This is a genomic window from Rhizobium sp. CB3060, from assembly GCF_025200735.1.
GTDB lineage: Bacteria > Pseudomonadota > Alphaproteobacteria > Rhizobiales > Rhizobiaceae > Rhizobium.
In genome coordinates this window covers 298,569-316,922 of the sequence record NZ_CP104158.1, presented here as the reverse complement: position 1 = coordinate 316,922, position 18,354 = coordinate 298,569, and the positions used below count along the sequence as shown (strand labels likewise).

Sequence of the window (18,354 nt, the reverse complement as noted above, 5' to 3'; positions counted from 1 at the left end):
ACGGTTCGACTGGTATATAGTGCCTTTCGTAGTTTTGAACAATTCCAAAATATGAAAATCACATTCACGTTATTCTGATGGGGATATTCGTCGCCAGTCGTCTTACGGCAAATGCGTATCCGTCGCTCCCTGCCCCGCCCGCAGCTCCCTGGCGTAATCGAGGATAGCCTGCTTGCGTTCCGGCGTGCCGGGATGGGTCGACAGCATGCTGGTGCTGGAATGATCGTCGAGTTTGGTTTCCAGAATGTCGAAGAAGCGCGACAACGCTGTCGGGTCCATGCCCGCTTCCTGCATCAGCTCGACCGAACGGCGATCCGACTGGGCTTCGGCCGAGCGGGAATAGGAAAGCGCCAATAGGCCACCGCCTTGGGTCAAAACATCCTGCACGCCGGAACCGACATCGCCGGCAATCAGTAAGACCAGACCGGCGACGCCAGCGGCGCGGTAAAGCTGGCGGAGGCTGTGCTTGTATTCGACGTGGCCGATCTCGTGGCCGAGAACGGCGGTGATCATTTCCGTATCCCCGTCGGCAAGGTTCACCAATTCGTCCGTCAGGATCAGATTGCCGTCCGGCAACGCAAAGGCATTCGGACCGATGACACCGCCGTCGCGAAAATTCAGCTTGTATCGCCCGACGCCGCCTTCCGCATGGGTGGCGATCTTTTCGAATTGATCGGTGATTTCCTTACGCTTGGCTTCCGGCAGCCTGCTCGCGCTGAGCGTTACCTGATCCAGCGTCTTCAACGTGCCCGCAGACATCATCTCCGGCACAACGGGCGGCGTCACCAGCACGGCGACCTCCACCAGCGCCGGCAAGGCGTAGTGGTAGATGGTCGATGCCAGCACGACCGTCGCAACGGCGAAAGCAATCATACGCGGGCGAACGATCTCCAGCCGATGCACGAAACCGCTGCGCCCTTCGCCGCGGCTTTGGAGATAGGCGTCGACGGCATCGTTATCGCGCGTTTCGAACACCGACTCGTTGCCGAAAACGATGCGTCGCGGAATGGAGCCGACACGCGGGCTGATTTCAATATCGGAACGGATGCCCCAGGCGAGGCGCTTGTCCTTCTCGTCGTCCTCGTCCGAGAGCACGGTGAGCGAACCGCCGATATCAACCAGCCGGGCGGCAACCGCCCGGCTGGAATGGGGCGGATGCCAGGTGCCCGTGGCAATTGATGCCGGATCAGAAACCAAAGTCGAAACCGTCGACATCGAGATATTCCGCGCTGATGACGCCGCCGGTCGAGCGGATCTGGTCGAAGACGACGCCGATATCGCCGTCGACATGAATGGCGGTGTGCTCGGCCAGATAGCGTTGCAGGCGCACCGCCGCCCAGGGACGCATCAGGCCGAGGGTTGCAAATGTGACGATCACATTGGAGATCGCAATCCACGCATAGCGTCGACGACCGAGATCGCTTTTGAGTTGATGGCGATGATCGACCATTGCGGCCGACCAGATGATGTTGCGCACCGCCGCGCGATAGTAGAGGCCGGCGATTATGTAAATCGGGATAATAAGCACAATCATCCAATGCCACAGGCTGATGCTACCCATTCCCCGACCCATCGAGTTGCCGCCGAAACCGGACGCGACAGCACTAAAAAGCCCCAAGATTACGATGCCCGCGATCACAATCGCGACTACGGTGACGAACGCCTCGTAGAGCGCGCCCAATCGCGGCTCGGTGGAGAACTGTCGATCGCCATAGCGCAGATTGTCGAAGATATATTTGTAGAACCACCGGCTTGCTACCGGAGACAGCAACCCAAGCGAGATTATCGTTACCAGAGCACCTAAAAAGATCGCCTTCAATGCGCCGCCATAGGTCCCGACGAAATCGAAGCGCACGTTGCGATAGCTCGTCACACGCGCATTGAACTTCAGGCCGCGCATGAGAAACCATGGGAATACCACCAGCATCACCGGCCAAATCGCCAGGACCGCCAGCGGTGCTACATGCGAAAGGATATTTAATGCGACGAGAAGGCCGAAGACGATCAGGCGGCCGATAAAGATCTGCTTGCCCTTGGCGTGATATTCGAATGTGTGCCCGAGCAGCGCGGTGTTGCCATAGAAATAACGGTTTCGCCGGACTTTCGCCCAGGCCGAATAGATGCCCAAGGTAATGATCGTCAGCAAAACATTGACGATCCAAATACCGAAATACTCAGCGGCACGGCCGGTGAACGATGCACGCTGGAAAACCCGGCTCTCCCCGATCGGATAGCTCTTTTCAACAACTGCCATGCTGAAATCTCCCTGCCCATTATTGCAGTATCGTCGGCTGCATCACGAGGCAAAAAATTCGCCTCATAGCTGCATTTGAGAGCAGGAAAATCAGCGGTAGGCAATGAGAAAATAGACGATCAGAACGGACAGCGCCGGCTCGCCGCAACTAGGGCCAGAACTGCGACTTCAATGCCACACCCAACGGCCCGCCTTCAGCTCACCGAAACCCAGACCGCCATCTCGCAGCCGCCAGGCTCGCGGAAGTGAAAGCGCCGGCCGCCGGGGAAGTCGAAGGCGGGCCGGGTGACGACGCCGCCGGCGAGTTCGACGGCGCGCTGTGCCGCTTCCAAATCCGTCGTGCGAACGACAGGGAGCGGCGCGTCGGTGGCCTCTGCCGCGTTGCCCTGAATGCCGGCGTCAATGCCGGCCGCTTCGATGGCGTGATAGGTCGGACCATAGCTGACGAAGCTCCATTCGAAAGCTTCCTCGAAAAAGCGCCGGGTCTTCAGCCCGTCGGTCGATGGAAATTCGAGATAGTCGATCTGATAGGTCACGGACATCGCTCCGTCCTCCGGTTGTTCTTGTTTTGTTCTAAAACAAAACGCACCATCCAGCAAGATGACTCAGCAGAAAATAACCGCAACAAAAAACCGCCGCCCAAATCTGCCTCAAATCGGCAATTGAGCGGCGGTTCGTATCAGGCGAGACCGGAGAAGCTTACTTCATCGTCGGCATGACGAATTCAGCGCCACCCTTGATGCCGGACGGCCAGCGGGCTGTGATCGTCTTAGTGCGGGTCCAGAACTTGATCGAATCCGTGCCGTGCTGGTTGAGGTCGCCGAAGCTGGAAGCCTTCCAGCCGCCGAAGGAGTGATAGGCGAGCGGAACCGGGATCGGCACGTTGATGCCGATCATGCCGATGTTGATGCGCGAGGCGAAATCGCGGGCGGCATCACCGTCGCGGGTGTAGATCGCGACACCATTGCCATATTCGTGCTTCATCGGCAGATCGAGCGCTTCTTCATAGTTCTTGGCGCGGACAACGGAGAGGACAGGCCCGAAGATTTCGGTCTTGTAGATATCCATCTCAGGCTTGACGTGGTCGAACAGCGTACCGCCAACGAAATAACCATCTTCATAGCCCTGCAGCTTGAAGCCGCGGCCATCGACGACGAGCTTGGCGCCTTCTTCGACACCGCGGTCGATGAGGCCGTTGACGCGGTTATACGCATCCTTAGTAACGAGCGGGCCCATATCGGCCTTGTCATCGGTGTAAGGCCCGATGCGCAGCGACTCGATCTTCGGCACCAGCTTTTCGACCAGGCGGTTGGCGGTCTCCTCGCCCACCGGAACGGCAACGGAGATCGCCATGCAGCGCTCGCCGGCCGAACCGTAACCAGCGCCCATCAGGGCGTTGACGGCCTGATCCATGTCGGCATCGGGCATGATGATCATATGGTTCTTGGCGCCGCCGAAGCATTGCGCGCGCTTGCCGTTCATCGCCGCCGTGCCGTAGACGTAGCGGGCGATCGGCGTGGAGCCGACGAAGGAAACGGCAGCAATATCCGGATCGGTCAGGATAGCGTCGACCGCACCCTTGTCGCCATTGACGACGTTGAGGATGCCGGCCGGCAGGCCTGCTTCGATCATCAGTTCGGCGAGGCGAAGCGGCACGGACGGATCGCGCTCAGACGGCTTCAGGATGAAGGCGTTGCCGCAGGCGATCGCTGGTGCAAACATCCACATCGGGATCATCGCCGGGAAATTGAACGGCGTGATGCCGGCGCCGACGCCGACCGGCTGGCGAATGGAATACATGTCGATCGCCGGGCCGGCGCCTTCGGTGAACTCACTCTTCTGCAGATGCGGAATACCGCAGACGAATTCGCAAACTTCCAGGCCGCGGAGAACATCGCCCTTGGAGTCCTCAACGGTCTTGCCGTGCTCCTTGGAGAGCAAGGTCGCCAGCTCGTCCATATGCTGGTTCAAAAGTTCGACGAACTTGAAGAAAACGCGGGCGCGGCGCTGCGGATTGGTGGCGGCCCATTTCGGCTGTGCGGCCTTGGCGTTTTCGACGGCAGCGCGCATTTCCTCGACGCTGGCGAGCGCGACCGTCGCCTGAACTTCGCCGGTTGCCGGATTGTAGACATTGCTCGTGCGGCCGCTGGTGCCGGCGACGTGCTTGCCGCCGATGAAATGACCGATCTCTTGCATGGATGTGCCTCCTCGTTTTCTGGAATGATGACAGGATCGCACTTCAATTTGCACAAATCAATGAGCTGTTATAAGCAACCGTTGTGCAGAAATTGAAGTCCTGGATGTGCATATGGATTGGGATGATGTCCGCATGTTCCTCGCGGTTGCTCGCACGGGACAAATCCTTGCGGCCTCGAAAAGGCTTGGGGTTAACCACGCGACGCTGTCGCGGCGGGTGACGACGCTGGAGGAACGGCTGAAGACGCGGCTGCTGGTGCGCCGCACCAATGGGTGCGACCTGACCTCCGAGGGCGAAATTTTTCTGCACGCGGCCGAGCGCATGGAAACCGAGATGCTGCGCGCCCAGGCAAGCGTCGGCCATCTCGACAGCGCCATCACCGGCACGGTGCGCATCGGCGCGCCCGACGGTTTCGGCGTCTCCTTCCTCGCACCCCGTCTGGGACGGCTGATTGCGCGCTATCCGGAACTGCGCATCCAATTGGTGCCGGTGCCCCGCTCCTTTTCGCTGTCGCAGCGCGAGGCGGATATCGCCATCACGCTTGAGCGTCCGGAACAAGGTCGCCTGATCTCGTCCAAGCTGACGGACTATACGCTCGGCCTTTACGCCTCGAAGGCCTATCTCGACCGGGCGGGCCTGCCCGACAGTGTCGAGGCGCTGAAATTGCACCCCCGAATCGGCTATGTCGAAGACCTGATCTTTACTGCCTCGCTGAATTTTTCTGGCGAGATCATGCGGAGCTGGGATGCGTCATTCGAAATCTCCACCTCCATCGGCCAGACGGAGGCGGTACGTTCCGGCGCCGGCATCGGCATCCTGCACGACTATATCGCAAAGCAACATCCGGAGCTGACCCGCATCCTTCCCGATGTCTCCATCAAACGCGCCTATTGGACGACCTATCACGAAAGCGCCCGCGATCTGGTGCGGGTACGCACCGTCGCGGACTTTCTGCAGGAGCTGGTGAGCGAGGAAAGGCGTATGTTTTTCTGAAGCCGCGTCGGGCCTCTAAAGCTCGTCGCGATCTTTCAGATTCGCTCCCACGCTTTAGCTCCTTGTTTTTGCATGTCGTTCGCAAAACCGCCGCACACTTTTGCGCGACATGCATTAGGCATGCTTCGGCGGCTCTTCGTTCTCATCGGGATTGGGAACGGGAAATTCATCCGGCAGCCTATCGGGATCCGGCTCCTCTATCGGCGGCTCCGGTGTCCAGCCGGGACCCGGCATCGGCGGCTTGTCGGGAATCGGCTCGCGTGGCACGGACATGGCCAGTTCCTTCGGTCTTGTTGTTGATATGAACAGAACGGCGGCGAGCTGGCACGGTTCCAAAGGAAATCCTGCGACTTCCCGGGAAGGACGCGACCGGTCTCTCCGGCTCGGCCTGATTGCCGCTTCATTTGCGCATGGCGCCGGTTCGTGCATAAGTAGAACAGCAGACTTTCGTTTTCATCCAGGCAGAGTCCGAGGGGGCGCTTGATGTTGAAAGCCGGAGTATTCTTCGCGGCGCTTGCCATCGGTCTCAGCGCATGCACGACCATCGATTTTTCTAAGCTCGCTCCGGCAACGCTGACCGGCAGCCTGTTCGTGATGTGGGTCGGAGAGGGAAATTCCAGCGGCGACGGCAAGTTCGTTTTCGTGCCGGATCCCGCCGATCCCCTCACCTTTCGCCGAGCCGACAGCTCCCTGCCGGGCGCCGAGATCCAGCCCGGCCTGATGTATACGGACGGCGGCTCCATCCCGAAGATCGCCCAGGTCTTCAAGGGCTTGTCGCCATGGGGATATGCCCCGGCCTACATGATCCACGACTGGATGTTCACGGCGCACCATTGCATCGTCGATGGCGAGAACGACAAACGGTTCGACCAAGTGCGCAACGTGTCGTTCAAGGATTCCGCGGAGATCCTCGGCGAAGCCATCCAAGGGATGGTGAAAGCGAACAAGGTTCAGCGCAACGATGTGGCCGGCACGGCCATCACCGCGGCGGTCGGCAGCAGCATTGCCGAGAACCTCTGGAACAAAAAGGAGGCCTGCGCCGCCTCCAAGGTCAGCGCCGAGGATGTCGCGGCAGTCGAAAAAGCCATCCCCGGCGCGGCCCGACCCGCCGCCAGAAGGACATTCAGGGTTTCCCCCGAGACTCCCGCAATACCACCCCGCGGCCGCGCCACGATCGTGTCCCGGATCACGTTCTAGGAACGGGGTGAGGCCGCGCTGGACAAGGCCCAACCTTGGCCTAGTATCCTAATAAGGATGAAGGGAGCACAGGTCATGAGCGAGAAGAAGAAGCCGAATCTGACCGAGAAGGAACGCAAGGAGCAGGACGATTATCTTGAGGAGGCGCTTGAGGAGACTTTTCCGGCGAGCGATCCGATCTCACCGGGACATGTCGCAAAGAAGCCTCAGGACAAGAAATAGCCTGCGACTAATGCCGGCTTCCTGCTTTCGTCCAATCAATGGGGAGAAATGGTACGGTTGGGGGGTCTCGAACCTCCGACCTCAGGTGCCACAAACCTGCGCTCTAACCAACTGAGCTACAACCGCACATGCTCGCGTCGCCGCGAACGGGGGTGACATACGAGGACTTTGAAATTATTTCAAGTCCTATCTCCCCGCAATATGAAAAAGCTGGGTATGACGTGTTTCCAAAGATCACATCACATTCGGACGAATGCACCATGACCCTGAAATTAAAACGTCCCGCTTTCAGTGTTTTACCGAAAGCGAGACGTTCTGGTCTTGGGAGGCTTGGAAAGATTAAGCGACCTTGAAGGAGGACATGGCCTTTTCAGCGGCGTCCTTGGCCGGCTTTGCCAGCTTTTCGGCGACCTTCTTGGTGGTTTCCTGAATGGACTTGGCCTGCTCGACGGTTACTTCAGCCTGCTTGCGGATGAAGGAGGTCTGCAGTTCGAAGAGTTCGGCGACGGACTTGACGCGAAGCAGAGCTTCCATGTGCGCCAGCGAGCTTTCGGCATTGGTGCGCAGGACGTCGATCGTCTTGAGGCCGATTTCCACGGAGCCGGCCTGGGCGGTCTGCACAGTGGCTTCGAGGGTCTTACCAGCGTCTTCGGCAGCCGTCTTCATCTTGGCGAAGGCTTCCTTGGACTGGGCAGCGCCTTTTTCCGCGAAGTCGCGGAAGGATTCAGAGAGCTTGGAAGGGTCGAATGTAGCCGTTGAAAAAACGTCGTCTTTCTTTACAGTAGCCATGATAGCGCTCCTATATGGGCCCTCCTCAGAGGCGCCCTTGGTGAATTGATTGAGCCCTATATAATATAAACTATTGTGCAGTGCAACATATTTTTTGCGATGCACAACACGTTAACCCTTCCAGTCAAAAACCTGGGCCTTCGCTGGACCTGAAACCGGGGCGCCGTTATTAATAAAGCGTTAAAGTAAGAGAGGCGATCACGCCCGCAAAACAGGTCGGAACATGCCCGCAATTCAGTACCCATTCATTGACATTGCCGTGCACCCCCGCGTTCGGGAGCGTTTTGCGCGCGGCGAAGCCATGGTGCTGTTTTCGACCGGCATGGATCGCGTGCTCTGGGCCAACGGCGCTGGCGCTAATCTTTTCGGCTACGATATCATCTATGATTTCCTCGACCAGGGACCGAAGGCCGGCGACGTCTCCTTCCGCCAGATCGAGGCGACGGCGCGCGGACTTGGCGCGGTCGGCGACCAGCGCACCTTCCTGATCCGCATGGCCTCCGGCTTCCAGCGCGCGGTCGTTAACGCCGCAGTCGAAATCATCCAGGTTCAGGCGGGCGAAGAGGCGATCCTGTTTTCCTCGCCGGTTTCCTCCAAGCCGCTGGCCGCGGCGGAAAGTGCGAAGCGGATGATCGACGGCTTCGACGACCCCGATACGCATATGGCCGTGATCGGCCGCGACGGGGAAATTATCGCCGCTTCCGCTCGCTTCGATGCGTTGGGCGTGACGCCGCAGACCGCAAGGATGCTGACGACCATGGCGGGCGCCCAGGCGGAACGGCTGATCAAGCGGCCGATCCCGACCGGCCACGGCTATCTACCCGCCGCCGTCGGCAAGCTGTCGGAAATCCCTGCCCTGCATCTGCTTTTCGTCGTCGAGACCGCAGCCGACAATCTCGATCCAACGGCAAGCCTCGTGGCTGACGCATCTGCCGCCTCAGCCTCAGGCGGCGCGATCGAGCCGGAAGCGGAAGAGGCGCGGAAGGAACTCGAGACAGCCGCGGCTGACGAAACACCTATTACCGAGGCTGCGCCTGCCGAGCATGTGCCCTCCCCCGATGTCATCGATGCGGTGGCGGATATCGAGGAAGTCGAGCACACGCCGGAAATGTCTGGCGCCGACCATGAAGTGGTGCATGCGCACCCCGATGCCCTCGGTCAGGACATCGACGCGTTGGTGACGATGGACGGCGCGACGCCCGAACAGATCGAGGCGGCTGCGCATGCCGACGAGCTTGTCCCGGAGGCCGATGATGATCTGCTGCGCAGCGCCGGAGAAAGCCAAGCGGAGGACGCGGTGGCAGGCACTGAGCCGGTCGCAGCCGAGGCTGGCGCTCCGGAAATCGACCAGTCGGAAGAGTTCACCTTCAAGCGCAGCGGCCGTGCTACGCGTTTCGTCTGGCGGATCGACGCCGAAGGCCGCTTCAGCGAAGTCTCGCGCGAGTTCGCTGAAGCCGTAGGGCCGCATGCGACGAAAGTCACCGGCGTTGCCTTCGCTGACATCGCCAGGCATTTCAATCTCGATCCGGACGGCAAGATCGCCGAGCTTCTGGCGCGGCGCGATACGTGGTCGGGCCGGACGATCTACTGGCCGGTGGAAAATACCAGCCTAGTGGTGCCGGTCGATCTGGCCGCATTGCCGACCTATACGCGCAGCCGCGAATTCGACGGCTTCCGAGGCTTCGGCGTCGTGCGCCTCTCCGATGCCATCGAAGATCCGATGAAGCTCGGCCTGACGCTGGACGGCGACGAAGAGCAGGCAGCGCCGACGCCGGGCTTGGCTGAAGAGCCAGCAGTGGAGACGGCTGCTCCGGCGATTGCCGAGGAAGCGCTGCAGGACGCGATGGAGGAAAATGTTGCCGCAGACGAGGAGACTGCTCGCGAAGCAGGATCCGGGGCAACGGAGGAGTTCTCTCCCCGGGATGAGGAGCCGCCGGCCCTGACGATCGCCGAGACGCCGAACCGCCGGGAATCCGACAAGATCATCCGATTGCACGAGCGCCGCGCACAGACGCCAGGCAGCTTGTCGCTGAGCGAACAGGCGGCCTTCCGCGAAATCGCCCGTCAGCTCGACCCCTTCGGCAAACGTGCGGAGACATCGGGCGGTCAGCCCGAAAGCATGGAACAGTCCGAAGAAGTGGTGGACATCTCTCCGCAGCCGAATGCGGCGGATGAGGTTTTGTCCGATGCCGTCGAAGCGCCGGCCGACGACCATGCAGCCGAAAAGCGGCCGCATGCCGAAGATCAGCCGGAAAGCAGTGAAACCGCACAATCCGAAGCGAATATGCCGGCGGCTACGGCCGAGACGGAAGAGGTTGCCGGTTCCGACTTGCGGGAATCAAAGGCTGCCGGCGAGCCGGAACGGGACCGCGATCCGCTGGAAGTCTTGAACACCGCCATTCCACCCCGCGTAAAAATGCGCGATGGGCTGTCGGCCGAGATCGTCGATCAACTGCCCCTCGCCATTCTCATCCATGCCGGCGACCGGCTGATCCACGGCACTCCGGAATTCCTGCGGCTGACCGGCTATGAAAGCCTCACGGACCTGGAGCATGTCGGCGGGCTGGATGCGCTGCTGCAGCGCCATGACCTCGAAGGCAAGGCCGAACGGCCGGGGACGATGATGGTAGTGCGCGCCGACGACACGCTCGTGCCCGTTACCGCGCGGCTGCAGTCAGTCCGTTGGGAAGACGGCACCGCTTTGATGCTGGCGCTGATGCCGCTCGAAAAGAGCGAAGCCCCCGCGCCCGAGCCCGTGCCGGAAGAAGCGCGACCGGAACGCATGGTCGAAAAACTCGCAAAGCTGCAGGTCGAAATCGAAGAGCTGCGTTCGACGCTGGAAACGGCAACGGATGGGGTCGTCATCATCGGGCAGGAGGGCGAGATTCGCTCGATGAACCGCTCGGCCAGCGCGCTCTTTAACTACGACGACCAGGAAACCCGCGGCAAACCATTCGTCATGCTCTTTGCGCATGAAAGCCAGAAGGCGGTGCTGGACTATCTTGGCGGCCTCTCCGGCCATGGCGTGGCAAGCGTGCTGAACGACGGCCGCGAGGTCATCGGCCGCGAGGCGTCCGGCGGCTTCGTACCCCTGTTCATGACCATGGGGCGGTTGAATTCCTCGAACGGCTATTGCGCCGTCATCCGCGACATCACGCAATGGAAGCGCACCGAGGAAGAGTTGCGCAACGCCAAGCGCGCGGCAGAGACTGCAAATGCCCACAAGACCGATTTCCTCGCCCGCGTCAGCCATGAAATCCGCACGCCGCTCAACGCCATCATCGGCTTCTCCGACATGATGGCCGGCGAACGCTTCGGGCCAATCGGTCATTCCCGCTATATCGAATATGCCACCGATATCGGCCGCTCGGGTCGGCATGTGCTCGACATCGTCAACGATCTCCTGGACATTTCCAAGATCGAAGCCGGTGAGATGGACCTGGAATTTTCCTCGGTCGGCCTCAACGAAGCGATCGCCGAAGCCGTGTCGCTGGTGCAGCCGCAGGCCAACAGCCAGCGCGTCATCATCCGCACGGCGCTGTCGCAGTCCGTACCGAACGTCGTCGCCGACCTGCGTTCGATCAAGCAGATCGCGCTGAACATCCTGTCGAATGCCATCCGCTTCACGCCGTCGGGCGGCCAGATCGTCGTCTCAACGTCTTACGAGGGGAACGGCAGTGTCGTCATGCGCATCCGCGATACCGGCGTCGGCATGACCCGCAGCGAGTTGGAACAGGCGATGAAACCTTTCCGCCAGGTTTCGACCAACGCCCGCAAACGTGGCGACGGCACCGGCCTTGGCCTGCCGCTAACCAAGGCCATGGTCGATGCCAACAGGGCAACCTTCTCGATCAACTCGGCGCCGAATGAGGGCACGCTGGTCGAGATCACCTTCCCATCGCCGAGGGTGCTGGCGAACTGAGAGAGATCGCCCTCAAAACCAGAGATCGCGCACGCAGCCCCCTTTGGAAGGAAGGTCTTCAAACGTATCGAGTCCATCGAAATGATCGATCGGCAGGTCAGCGACGAGGTCCGGCGGCGCAAGCCGCAGGTTCACGGCGATACGTCGGCGGCCATCCTTTTGCAGCCGTAGGCCACGCCAGCTCAATACGCAGGCGCAGGACGGGCAGAACAATATTTCGAGAGAGGGATTGTCCCTGCCGGCGCGCGTGTAAGACGAAGTCCGTCCGGTGACGGAAATCCGCTCCCATTCATAGTCATAGGCCCATAGCGCACCATAGCGCCGACAGAGCGTGCAATTGCAGGCCGTGATCGAGCCTGGATCGCCCTTGAGCGTCCAGCCCGCCTCGCCACAGTGACATGAGCCGATCAGCATGTGTACGCCGCTCCATTCCGGTGCCTGTTCGAGGACGGCATTCTGCCTCCAATCAGCTCAACTCGCCAGAGCCAGCCCTCCGTAACGACTGATTTCGCTTTCGATCTCTGCCACAAGGGTATCGAGCGCGGGATTTCTCACCTTGCGTCCGCGGCGCACCACATAGGCCAAGGCAGGGGGCGCCGGCAGGCCGTTGGTGACGATCTCCATGTCGGGCTGCAGATGGCGGCCGTTCAGAAGCGCCACGCCCAAGCCCGAGGTAACGGCCGCAATAATCCCAGCCGCGCTCGCACATTCGAACACAGTTTCGAGAACCACGCCGCCATCCTGTCCGATGTCGAGCGCCCAGCGGCGATAGAAGCACTCATCGTCGAAGGACAGAAAAGGAACCGGCCCGTCTTGCGGCAGCGATAGATCAGGATGCTTGACCCAATGAAGCTGTTCCCGAAACAGAACGATATCGGTCGGGCGGACTTCATGCGCGAAAACCTGCACGATGGCGGCATCAAGCTCTCCCCGCTCCAGCATTCCCCGCAGGACCAAGCTCATGCGGACCTTGGTGCGAACAGAGACGTTCGGATGCAGGCGGCGAAATCGCCCCAATATGCGCGCGAGATCGGTGCAGGTGGTATCCTCGGTCAAGCCGAGGGCGACGCGGCCGGCGAGCGACGTCTTCGAGAGGCTCAAGAGCGCCTCGTCGTGCAGGCCGAGGATGCGTCCCGCATAGTCCAGCAGATCCTCCCCGGCGGCGGTGAACATCGACGCTCCGGGCTTGCGGCTCAGCAGATCGCAATCGAGGCTCGTCTCGAGCCGCTTGATCTTATGGCTGACGGCGGATTGCGAGAGGCTCAGGGCCTCGGCCGCACGGGTGATGCCCCCGTGATGGCGGATCGCCCACAATGCGCGCAGCGCATCGATTTCCAAACGCCGGCTGGTGAACTCGGTCATGGCAAACTCGGCTTATATGATGATCTTGCAGAGAGAATGCATATTCCGGCGGTATTTGGCAAATATTCATTAGTTTTAAGATTGAGATGTCATGCCATGATCGATATTTGTCATGTGTAATCGGATGGGTCCTGACCTATGGCTGAGGGATAGGTGACATCCAACCGAGAGCCCAATGACCGACCAATCCCTGTCCCGGCCCCTACTGAACAACAGCCGCTTCCTTTGGCCCCTGATGGCTACGCTGCTGATCTTTAGCTGGAGTTCCGGCTTCGTCGGTATCCGCTATGCCAGCCAGGAAGCCAGCGTCATGTTGGTCCTGTTCTGGCGCACGCTTCTGTCGGGACTGGTCCTGCTACCCTTTGCCTTGGCGATCGGGCCGCGCATGCGGCTGCGTGCGATAGCGGAACAGATGCTGTTCGGCGTGATGTCGGTCTTCCTTTATCTGGGCGGCTTTGCACTGGCGATCGAACAGCGGGTGCCGACGGGGCTGGTGGCGCTGATCTCCGACCTCTTGCCGCTGGCGATTGCCGCCCTGTCGCAGCCTGTTTTGGGCGAGCGGCTGAGCGCGCGCCAATGGCTGGGAACGGCGATTGCGGTGGCGGGCGTATTGATCGTCTCGATAGACAGCCTCAGCTTCGGCGCGGCTCCAATCTGGGCCTATGGATTGACCGTCGGCTCGATGCTGGTCTTTGCCTTCGCATCGGTTCTGCACAAGCGGCGGCGGACCAAGCATATGCCCGTTCATCAAGGCCTTTGCATTCATACCCTTACGGCCTCGGTGCTCTTCGGCATCTGCGCCATGATGCAAGGCGATCTTGCGCCGCCGCTGACGCGCGGTTTCGCTATCGGCATGATATGGCTGGTGCTGATCGCAACCTTTGCCGCCTATTCGGTCTATTACACCAGCCTGCGCCTCTTCCCGGTCGCGCAGGTCAGCGCAGCCATCTATCTCAGCCCGCCCGTTACCATGTTCTGGGCCTGGGCCCTGTTCTCCGAACCGCTGACGACGGCGATGTTCGTAGGGTTGGCGGTGACGCTGGTGGGAGTCTGGATGACGTCGCGCAGTCCCTTAGCGGAAAAGGTCTGACCTATCATATTGCCAGAGGCAGACATTCTCTGCCTCTGCTCCACGCGCCACTATACTTTAGCGGTAGCAAACTTACTTTTGGTTGCCTTTCGTGGGATAGTTCCTCCGTGGAGACCGGCTATCCTGGTCGGTCGTTGGCGCATGAGGGGGCTCCAATGTCATCGACGGCAGCAGAAGCAGGCACAGGCGAGATTTCACCCAATCTGATAGTTGACGCGATGTTTGCGTGCCGAAAAACGGCCGCGATCAAGGCCGCCATAGAACTCGATCTTTTTACCTTGATCGGTGACGGCCGCAACGCTGCGTCGTTGGCAGCCGCGACGAATGCGGCCGAACGCGGTGTGCGCATTCTGTGCGACTATCTCGTTGTAAACGGCTTTCTGACTAAGAAAGGCGATCAATATGTTCTCACGCCATCCAGCCGCGTATTCCTCGACCGGCATTCGCCGGCCTATATGGGCTCAGCCATCGAGTTCATCGCCGCGCCGGAAATCCTCAAGCAGGTGCTGGACGACCCGACCTCCTATGTCCGCAACGGCGGGTCCGTTGGATTGGCAAATATGTCGCCGGACAATCCCGTGTGGGTGAAGTTTGCCCGCGGCATGGGTTCATTCACCGGCAGCAGCGCAGTCAGCCTCGCAGCGGAAATGGCCAACCTACGGATATCGCCGAAGAAGATTCTGGACATCGCCGCAGGACATGGGCGTTTCGGGATCGAGATGGCGAAGACTTTTCCTTCAGCCCAGATTGTCGCGGTGGATTGGAGTTCAGTTCTGGAATTGGCTAAATATAATGCGCGACAATTTGGTGTCGCAGAGCGCTACAAGGTCGTTCCCGGCAGCGCATTCGAGGTCGATTGGGGCACGGACTACGATCTGATCCTGCTTCCGAACTTCCTTCATCACTTCGACATAGAAACCTGCGCCGAATTGCTCAGAAAGGTCCGGGCCAGCCTGAGTCGCGACGGCAAGGTGGTCGGGGTGGAATTCGTGCCCAACGACGATCTTGTCTCGCCTCCCTTCCCAGCCGCTTTCTCATGGGAAATGCTCGCCAGCACGCCAAAGGGCGAGGCCTACACGCAGAAGGATCTAGCCGAAATGGCCAGACGCGCCGGTTTTCAAAACGCCAGGGTCAAACCACTGCCGCCATCACCGGCGAGCTTGGTCTTTTTCGAGTAACGGCACTCTGGAGATAGCGACAAGGGGCTGATGCCCCCTTAAGCTCCCGAAAAACTATTCACCCGAGCCCGGGCAACCTTGCGCTTGGCCCTTGATTTCGACTTGCCAGGCTTCTTCGCCAAAACTTCTTGTCTGCGCACCCGGAAACACTACCCTCGCCCACATGCATCTCACTCGAATTCATCTCGCCTGTAAAAATTGCCGTAGATGTGCCTCACATCCGCATCAGGTGGTGCCCAACTGCCGGGATCGCTTTCGCTATAAATGAGAGTGATGAAATGATTAGAAGTCACGCCAGCGATCCCCGTCGAGACGTCGCGCTCCTCGACAATAGTAAACTTTGGGCTGTTCTGTGGATTGCCGTTTGCGGCAGCGGCCGGTTCTAAACTCGATTTGTTGAAGATGACATACCATAGCCAAGGATCGAACAAAGGCGCGCCGCCGATCGTCACAACGCTAACTGGAACAATGACAACGGCAATAACGCTGCTGGCCATTCCACGGAAACGACGATGACATAGTGCAATAAGTGCGCTGATTGACCAAACGAACAGTGTTACCACCGCCGCCAGAAACAGCAGTGGAACTCCGAACAGGTCGAGGAGTCCTCGTAGCGCATCGGCCCAACCAAGTGACCAAAAATCAAAGGCGCGAATGCAGACACCACAGGCAGCGCCCAGCAAACCGGCGATGGCCATTCGCCGAGTATTCCAAATGTCTTTGGGCCGACCTGACGCATCCATCTCGTTGCTCTCCGTCGTCGAATGAGTCTCCCAAAGTCGGCACAACTATTGGGCCGAACCGGGGCATGCGCTTTGCCGGCGGCACTGCGATAGCGCGTCAAGCTTGTGCCAACGTGCATACAAATCGAATGACTATGTCATAGAGTGCGCCGCGCCCCTATGGAGCGCGGCGGCGGGATTACTCCCCGCGCGCCTTCGCAGCCTTGCGCTTGGCCCTCGAATTGGGCTTGCCTGCTGCCGGGCCGGCGTCTTTCTTGGCGAAATTCGGCTTGCCAGGCTTCTTTGCCCAGGGCTTCTTGTCCGGACGTTCGGAAACGCTGCCCTCGCCGGCCTGCGCCCGTTCCGGCTTGCGGTCGGACTTCCATTTTGGCTTGGCGGCGTCGTTCGGGCGGACACCCTTATCCGAGAAGGGCTTCTTCTTGCCGTAGGTTCCTTCCCGCTTGGCCTGCGAAAAATCCGGTACACCGGCCAGCGGCTTGACGCGGATGCCGCGCTCCAGGGTCTTGTCCGGGCCGATGGTCGACAGGAAGCGTTCGGCGCCTTCTTGCGAAAACTCGACGAAGGTTTCTTCCGGCATCATCTTGATCGCGCCGATGTCGCGCTTGGTGAGGCCGCCGTTGCGGCAGAGCATCGGGATCAGCCAGCGCGGCTCGGCATTTTGCTTGCGGCCGACCGAAAGCGACACCCAGACGCCGTCGGTGAAGTCGTTGCGTCCCGCAGACGGCCCGTCGTGGTGAGTAACGGGGAAATCGTCGTGGCGTGGCTTTCTGCGCTCGCCTTCGGCAGGCACGTCCTGCAACTCCTCAGGCGCGGAGTGGCCGGTTCGATATTGCCGCAGGAATGCAGCGGCGACCTGCTCGGCGCCATGGCGCTCCAGCAACTGCCGCACGATGGACTGCTCGTCTTCGGCAAGCGGGGCCGTGAATACCGGATCGGCGAGAAGACGTTCATCGTCACGCTGGCTCACTTCGTCAGCCGACGGCGGCTTTGCCCAGGTGGCGCGGATGCGGGCGGCTTCCAGCAGGCGTTCGGTGCGACGGCGGGCGCTCAGCGGCACGATGAGGGCGCTGACGCCCTTGCGGCCGGCGCGGCCGGTGCGACCGCTGCGGTGCAGCAGCGTTTCCGGGTTGGTCGGCAGGTCGGCATGAACCACCAGCTCCAGGCCCGGCAGATCGATGCCACGGGCGGCGACGTCCGTTGCGATGCAGACACGGGCGCGGCCGTCGCGCATGGCCTGCAGCGCATGCGTCCGTTCGCTCTGGCTGAGCTCACCCGACAGGGCAACGACGGAGAAGCCTCTGTTGTTAAAGCGCGCCGTCAGATGGTTGACCGCAGCACGCGTCGAACAGAAGACGATGGCGTTCTGCGCTTCGTAATAGCGCAGAACGTTGATGATCGCATTTTCCCTGTCGCTCGGAACGACCGTCAGGGCGCGATAGTCGATATCGACATGCTGCTTGGCTTCCGAGGCGGTGGCGATGCGCACGGCGTCGCGCTGGTAGTTTTCGGCGAGCTTTGCGATCGAGCGCGGCACGGTTGCCGAAAACATCAATGTCCGCCGCTCGGCCGGCGCCGTTTCCAGGATGAATTCGAGGTCTTCACGAAAGCCGAGATCGAGCATCTCGTCGGCCTCGTCCAGCACCACGGCCTTGAGCTCGGAGATATCAAGCGAATTACGGCGGATATGGTCGCAAAGACGGCCCGGAGTGCCGACGACGATGTGCGCGCCGCGTTCCAGCGCCCGCTTCTCGGTGCGCATATCCATGCCGCCGACGCAGGAGGCAATGGTCGCGCCGGTCAGTTCATACAGCCATTCCAGCTCGCGCTGCACTTGCAGCGCCAGTTCGCGGGTCGGCGCGATCGCCAATGCCAGCGGCGTGCCGGCGGGGCCGAAGCGCTCGGCACCCTCCAGCAGGCTCGGCGCCAGGGCCAGGCCAAAGGCAACCGTCTTGCCGGAGCCCGTCTGGGCCGAAACCAGTGCGTCCTTGCCGGCCAGGCCGGGATCGAGCATGGCCTTCTGTACTGGCGTCAGCGCTTCGTAACCGCGCTTTGCCAAAGCCTGGGCGATCGCAGGAACGATGCCTTCGAATTCAGTCATTATCCGTGTCTTTCGGAATTCTTCGCGCGCCAGCCGGCGCGGATCATCGTGGCCCGCACGTCGCAGGCCTCTTCTTCAGGCGTGCACATACTTGGTCGGCAGGCCATTGTACAGAGCGGGCGCGTATTTGTGCGACGCACAACGAAAAAAAGGCAGCGAATAGCGCTGCCTTGGAAGTTCATGCTGCCTAACGAAGCTCGAGTCGGTCAACTTCATGTTTCGGGAACCTTTCGGCTCCAAGCCGCCCAAAGTTCAAACGAACGGCCCCAAGTTGGATTTTACCTTTGACCAATCTCTCTTAACGCCAAG

16 protein-coding genes and 1 tRNA gene are annotated in these 18,354 nt (G+C 60.5%); 6 read left to right on the top strand and 11 right to left on the bottom strand.

Translation table 11 applies throughout. The annotated features are described in order from the left end of the window. Positions 1–102: 102 nt before the first annotated feature. The 4 genes from N2601_RS01525 to N2601_RS01510 all read right to left on the bottom strand — a co-directional run bounded on the left by N2601_RS01525 (position 103) and on the right by N2601_RS01510 (position 4,450). The gene (locus N2601_RS01525; protein WP_104822065.1) at positions 103–1,215 is read right to left on the bottom strand and encodes a M48 family metallopeptidase; all 1,113 of its coding nucleotides are present in this window, start codon (positions 1,213–1,215) and stop codon (positions 103–105) included. Next, positions 1,187–2,254 carry a YjgN family protein gene (locus N2601_RS01520; protein ID WP_104822064.1) on the bottom strand — a complete coding sequence of 356 codons (1,068 nt, stop codon included), beginning with the start codon at positions 2,252–2,254 and terminating at the stop codon, positions 1,187–1,189. Before N2601_RS01520 ends, N2601_RS01525 begins: the two co-directional genes overlap by 29 nt. A gap of 194 nt (positions 2,255–2,448) precedes the next feature. Next, positions 2,449–2,796: a VOC family protein gene (locus tag N2601_RS01515; protein WP_104822063.1), complete on the bottom strand. Its 348-nt coding sequence runs from the start codon at positions 2,794–2,796 to the stop codon at positions 2,449–2,451. Positions 2,797–2,953: 157 nt separating this feature from the next. Next, entirely contained in the window at positions 2,954–4,450 is a 1,497-nt protein-coding gene (locus N2601_RS01510) for a CoA-acylating methylmalonate-semialdehyde dehydrogenase (protein WP_260303356.1), read from the bottom strand. A 112-nt stretch (positions 4,451–4,562) separates the two neighbouring features. On the opposite strand from N2601_RS01510, the gene N2601_RS01505 reads away from it, so the two are divergent. Next, positions 4,563–5,444, top strand: coding sequence for a LysR family transcriptional regulator (locus N2601_RS01505; RefSeq protein ID WP_104822061.1), 882 nt, complete (start codon positions 4,563–4,565; stop codon positions 5,442–5,444). 114 nt (positions 5,445–5,558) lie between these two features. Here N2601_RS01505 and N2601_RS01500 read toward each other — a convergent pair whose 3' ends face one another. Next, entirely contained in the window at positions 5,559–5,717 is a 159-nt protein-coding gene (locus N2601_RS01500) for a hypothetical protein (protein ID WP_199773519.1), read from the bottom strand. Positions 5,718–5,927: 210 nt separating this feature from the next. Here N2601_RS01500 and N2601_RS01495 point away from each other — a divergent pair, with 210 nt between their 5' ends. Then, positions 5,928–6,641, top strand: a complete 714-nt coding sequence (locus N2601_RS01495; RefSeq protein WP_104822060.1) for a hypothetical protein — start codon at positions 5,928–5,930, stop codon at positions 6,639–6,641. A 75-nt stretch (positions 6,642–6,716) separates the two neighbouring features. Beyond that, complete coding sequence (locus N2601_RS01490) at positions 6,717–6,863, top strand: hypothetical protein (RefSeq protein WP_199773518.1); 147 nt, start codon at positions 6,717–6,719, stop codon at positions 6,861–6,863. Between the two features lie 49 nt (positions 6,864–6,912). On the opposite strand, the gene N2601_RS01485 is transcribed toward N2601_RS01490, so the two are convergent. Both N2601_RS01485 and N2601_RS01480 read right to left on the bottom strand, forming a co-directional pair. Continuing rightward, a tRNA-His gene (locus tag N2601_RS01485) sits at positions 6,913–6,989 on the bottom strand. Between the two features lie 213 nt (positions 6,990–7,202). Further along, positions 7,203–7,652, bottom strand: coding sequence for a phasin (locus tag N2601_RS01480; protein WP_104822059.1), 450 nt, complete (start codon positions 7,650–7,652; stop codon positions 7,203–7,205). A gap of 223 nt (positions 7,653–7,875) precedes the next feature. Between N2601_RS01480 and N2601_RS01475 the strand changes: the two genes are divergently transcribed. Continuing rightward, positions 7,876–11,574 carry an ATP-binding protein gene (locus N2601_RS01475; RefSeq protein ID WP_104822058.1) on the top strand — a complete coding sequence of 1,233 codons (3,699 nt, stop codon included), beginning with the start codon at positions 7,876–7,878 and terminating at the stop codon, positions 11,572–11,574. A gap of 12 nt (positions 11,575–11,586) precedes the next feature. On the opposite strand, the gene N2601_RS01470 is transcribed toward N2601_RS01475, so the two are convergent. Both N2601_RS01470 and N2601_RS01465 read right to left on the bottom strand, forming a co-directional pair. After that, positions 11,587–11,988: a GFA family protein gene (locus tag N2601_RS01470; protein ID WP_104822057.1), complete on the bottom strand. Its 402-nt coding sequence runs from the start codon at positions 11,986–11,988 to the stop codon at positions 11,587–11,589. A gap of 57 nt (positions 11,989–12,045) precedes the next feature. Then, a complete protein-coding gene (locus N2601_RS01465) occupies positions 12,046–12,936 on the bottom strand; it encodes a LysR family transcriptional regulator (RefSeq protein ID WP_104822056.1) in 891 nt (296 codons plus the stop codon). A 175-nt stretch (positions 12,937–13,111) separates the two neighbouring features. Here N2601_RS01465 and N2601_RS01460 point away from each other — a divergent pair, with 175 nt between their 5' ends. Continuing rightward, positions 13,112–14,026, top strand: coding sequence for a DMT family transporter (locus tag N2601_RS01460; protein ID WP_104822055.1), 915 nt, complete (start codon positions 13,112–13,114; stop codon positions 14,024–14,026). Positions 14,027–14,181: 155 nt separating this feature from the next. Then, a complete protein-coding gene (locus N2601_RS01455; RefSeq protein WP_104822054.1) occupies positions 14,182–15,204 on the top strand; it encodes an SAM-dependent methyltransferase in 1,023 nt (340 codons plus the stop codon). Between the two features lie 170 nt (positions 15,205–15,374). Here the strand turns inward: N2601_RS01455 and N2601_RS01450 are convergent, their stop codons facing one another. Together N2601_RS01450 and N2601_RS01445 are read right to left on the bottom strand one after the other, a co-directional pair. Beyond that, positions 15,375–15,902: a hypothetical protein gene (locus N2601_RS01450; protein ID WP_104824989.1), complete on the bottom strand. Its 528-nt coding sequence runs from the start codon at positions 15,900–15,902 to the stop codon at positions 15,375–15,377. A 223-nt stretch (positions 15,903–16,125) separates the two neighbouring features. Next, positions 16,126–18,045: a DEAD/DEAH box helicase gene (locus N2601_RS01445; protein WP_104822053.1), complete on the bottom strand. Its 1,920-nt coding sequence runs from the start codon at positions 18,043–18,045 to the stop codon at positions 16,126–16,128. Between the last annotated feature and the right edge of the window lie 309 nt (positions 18,046–18,354).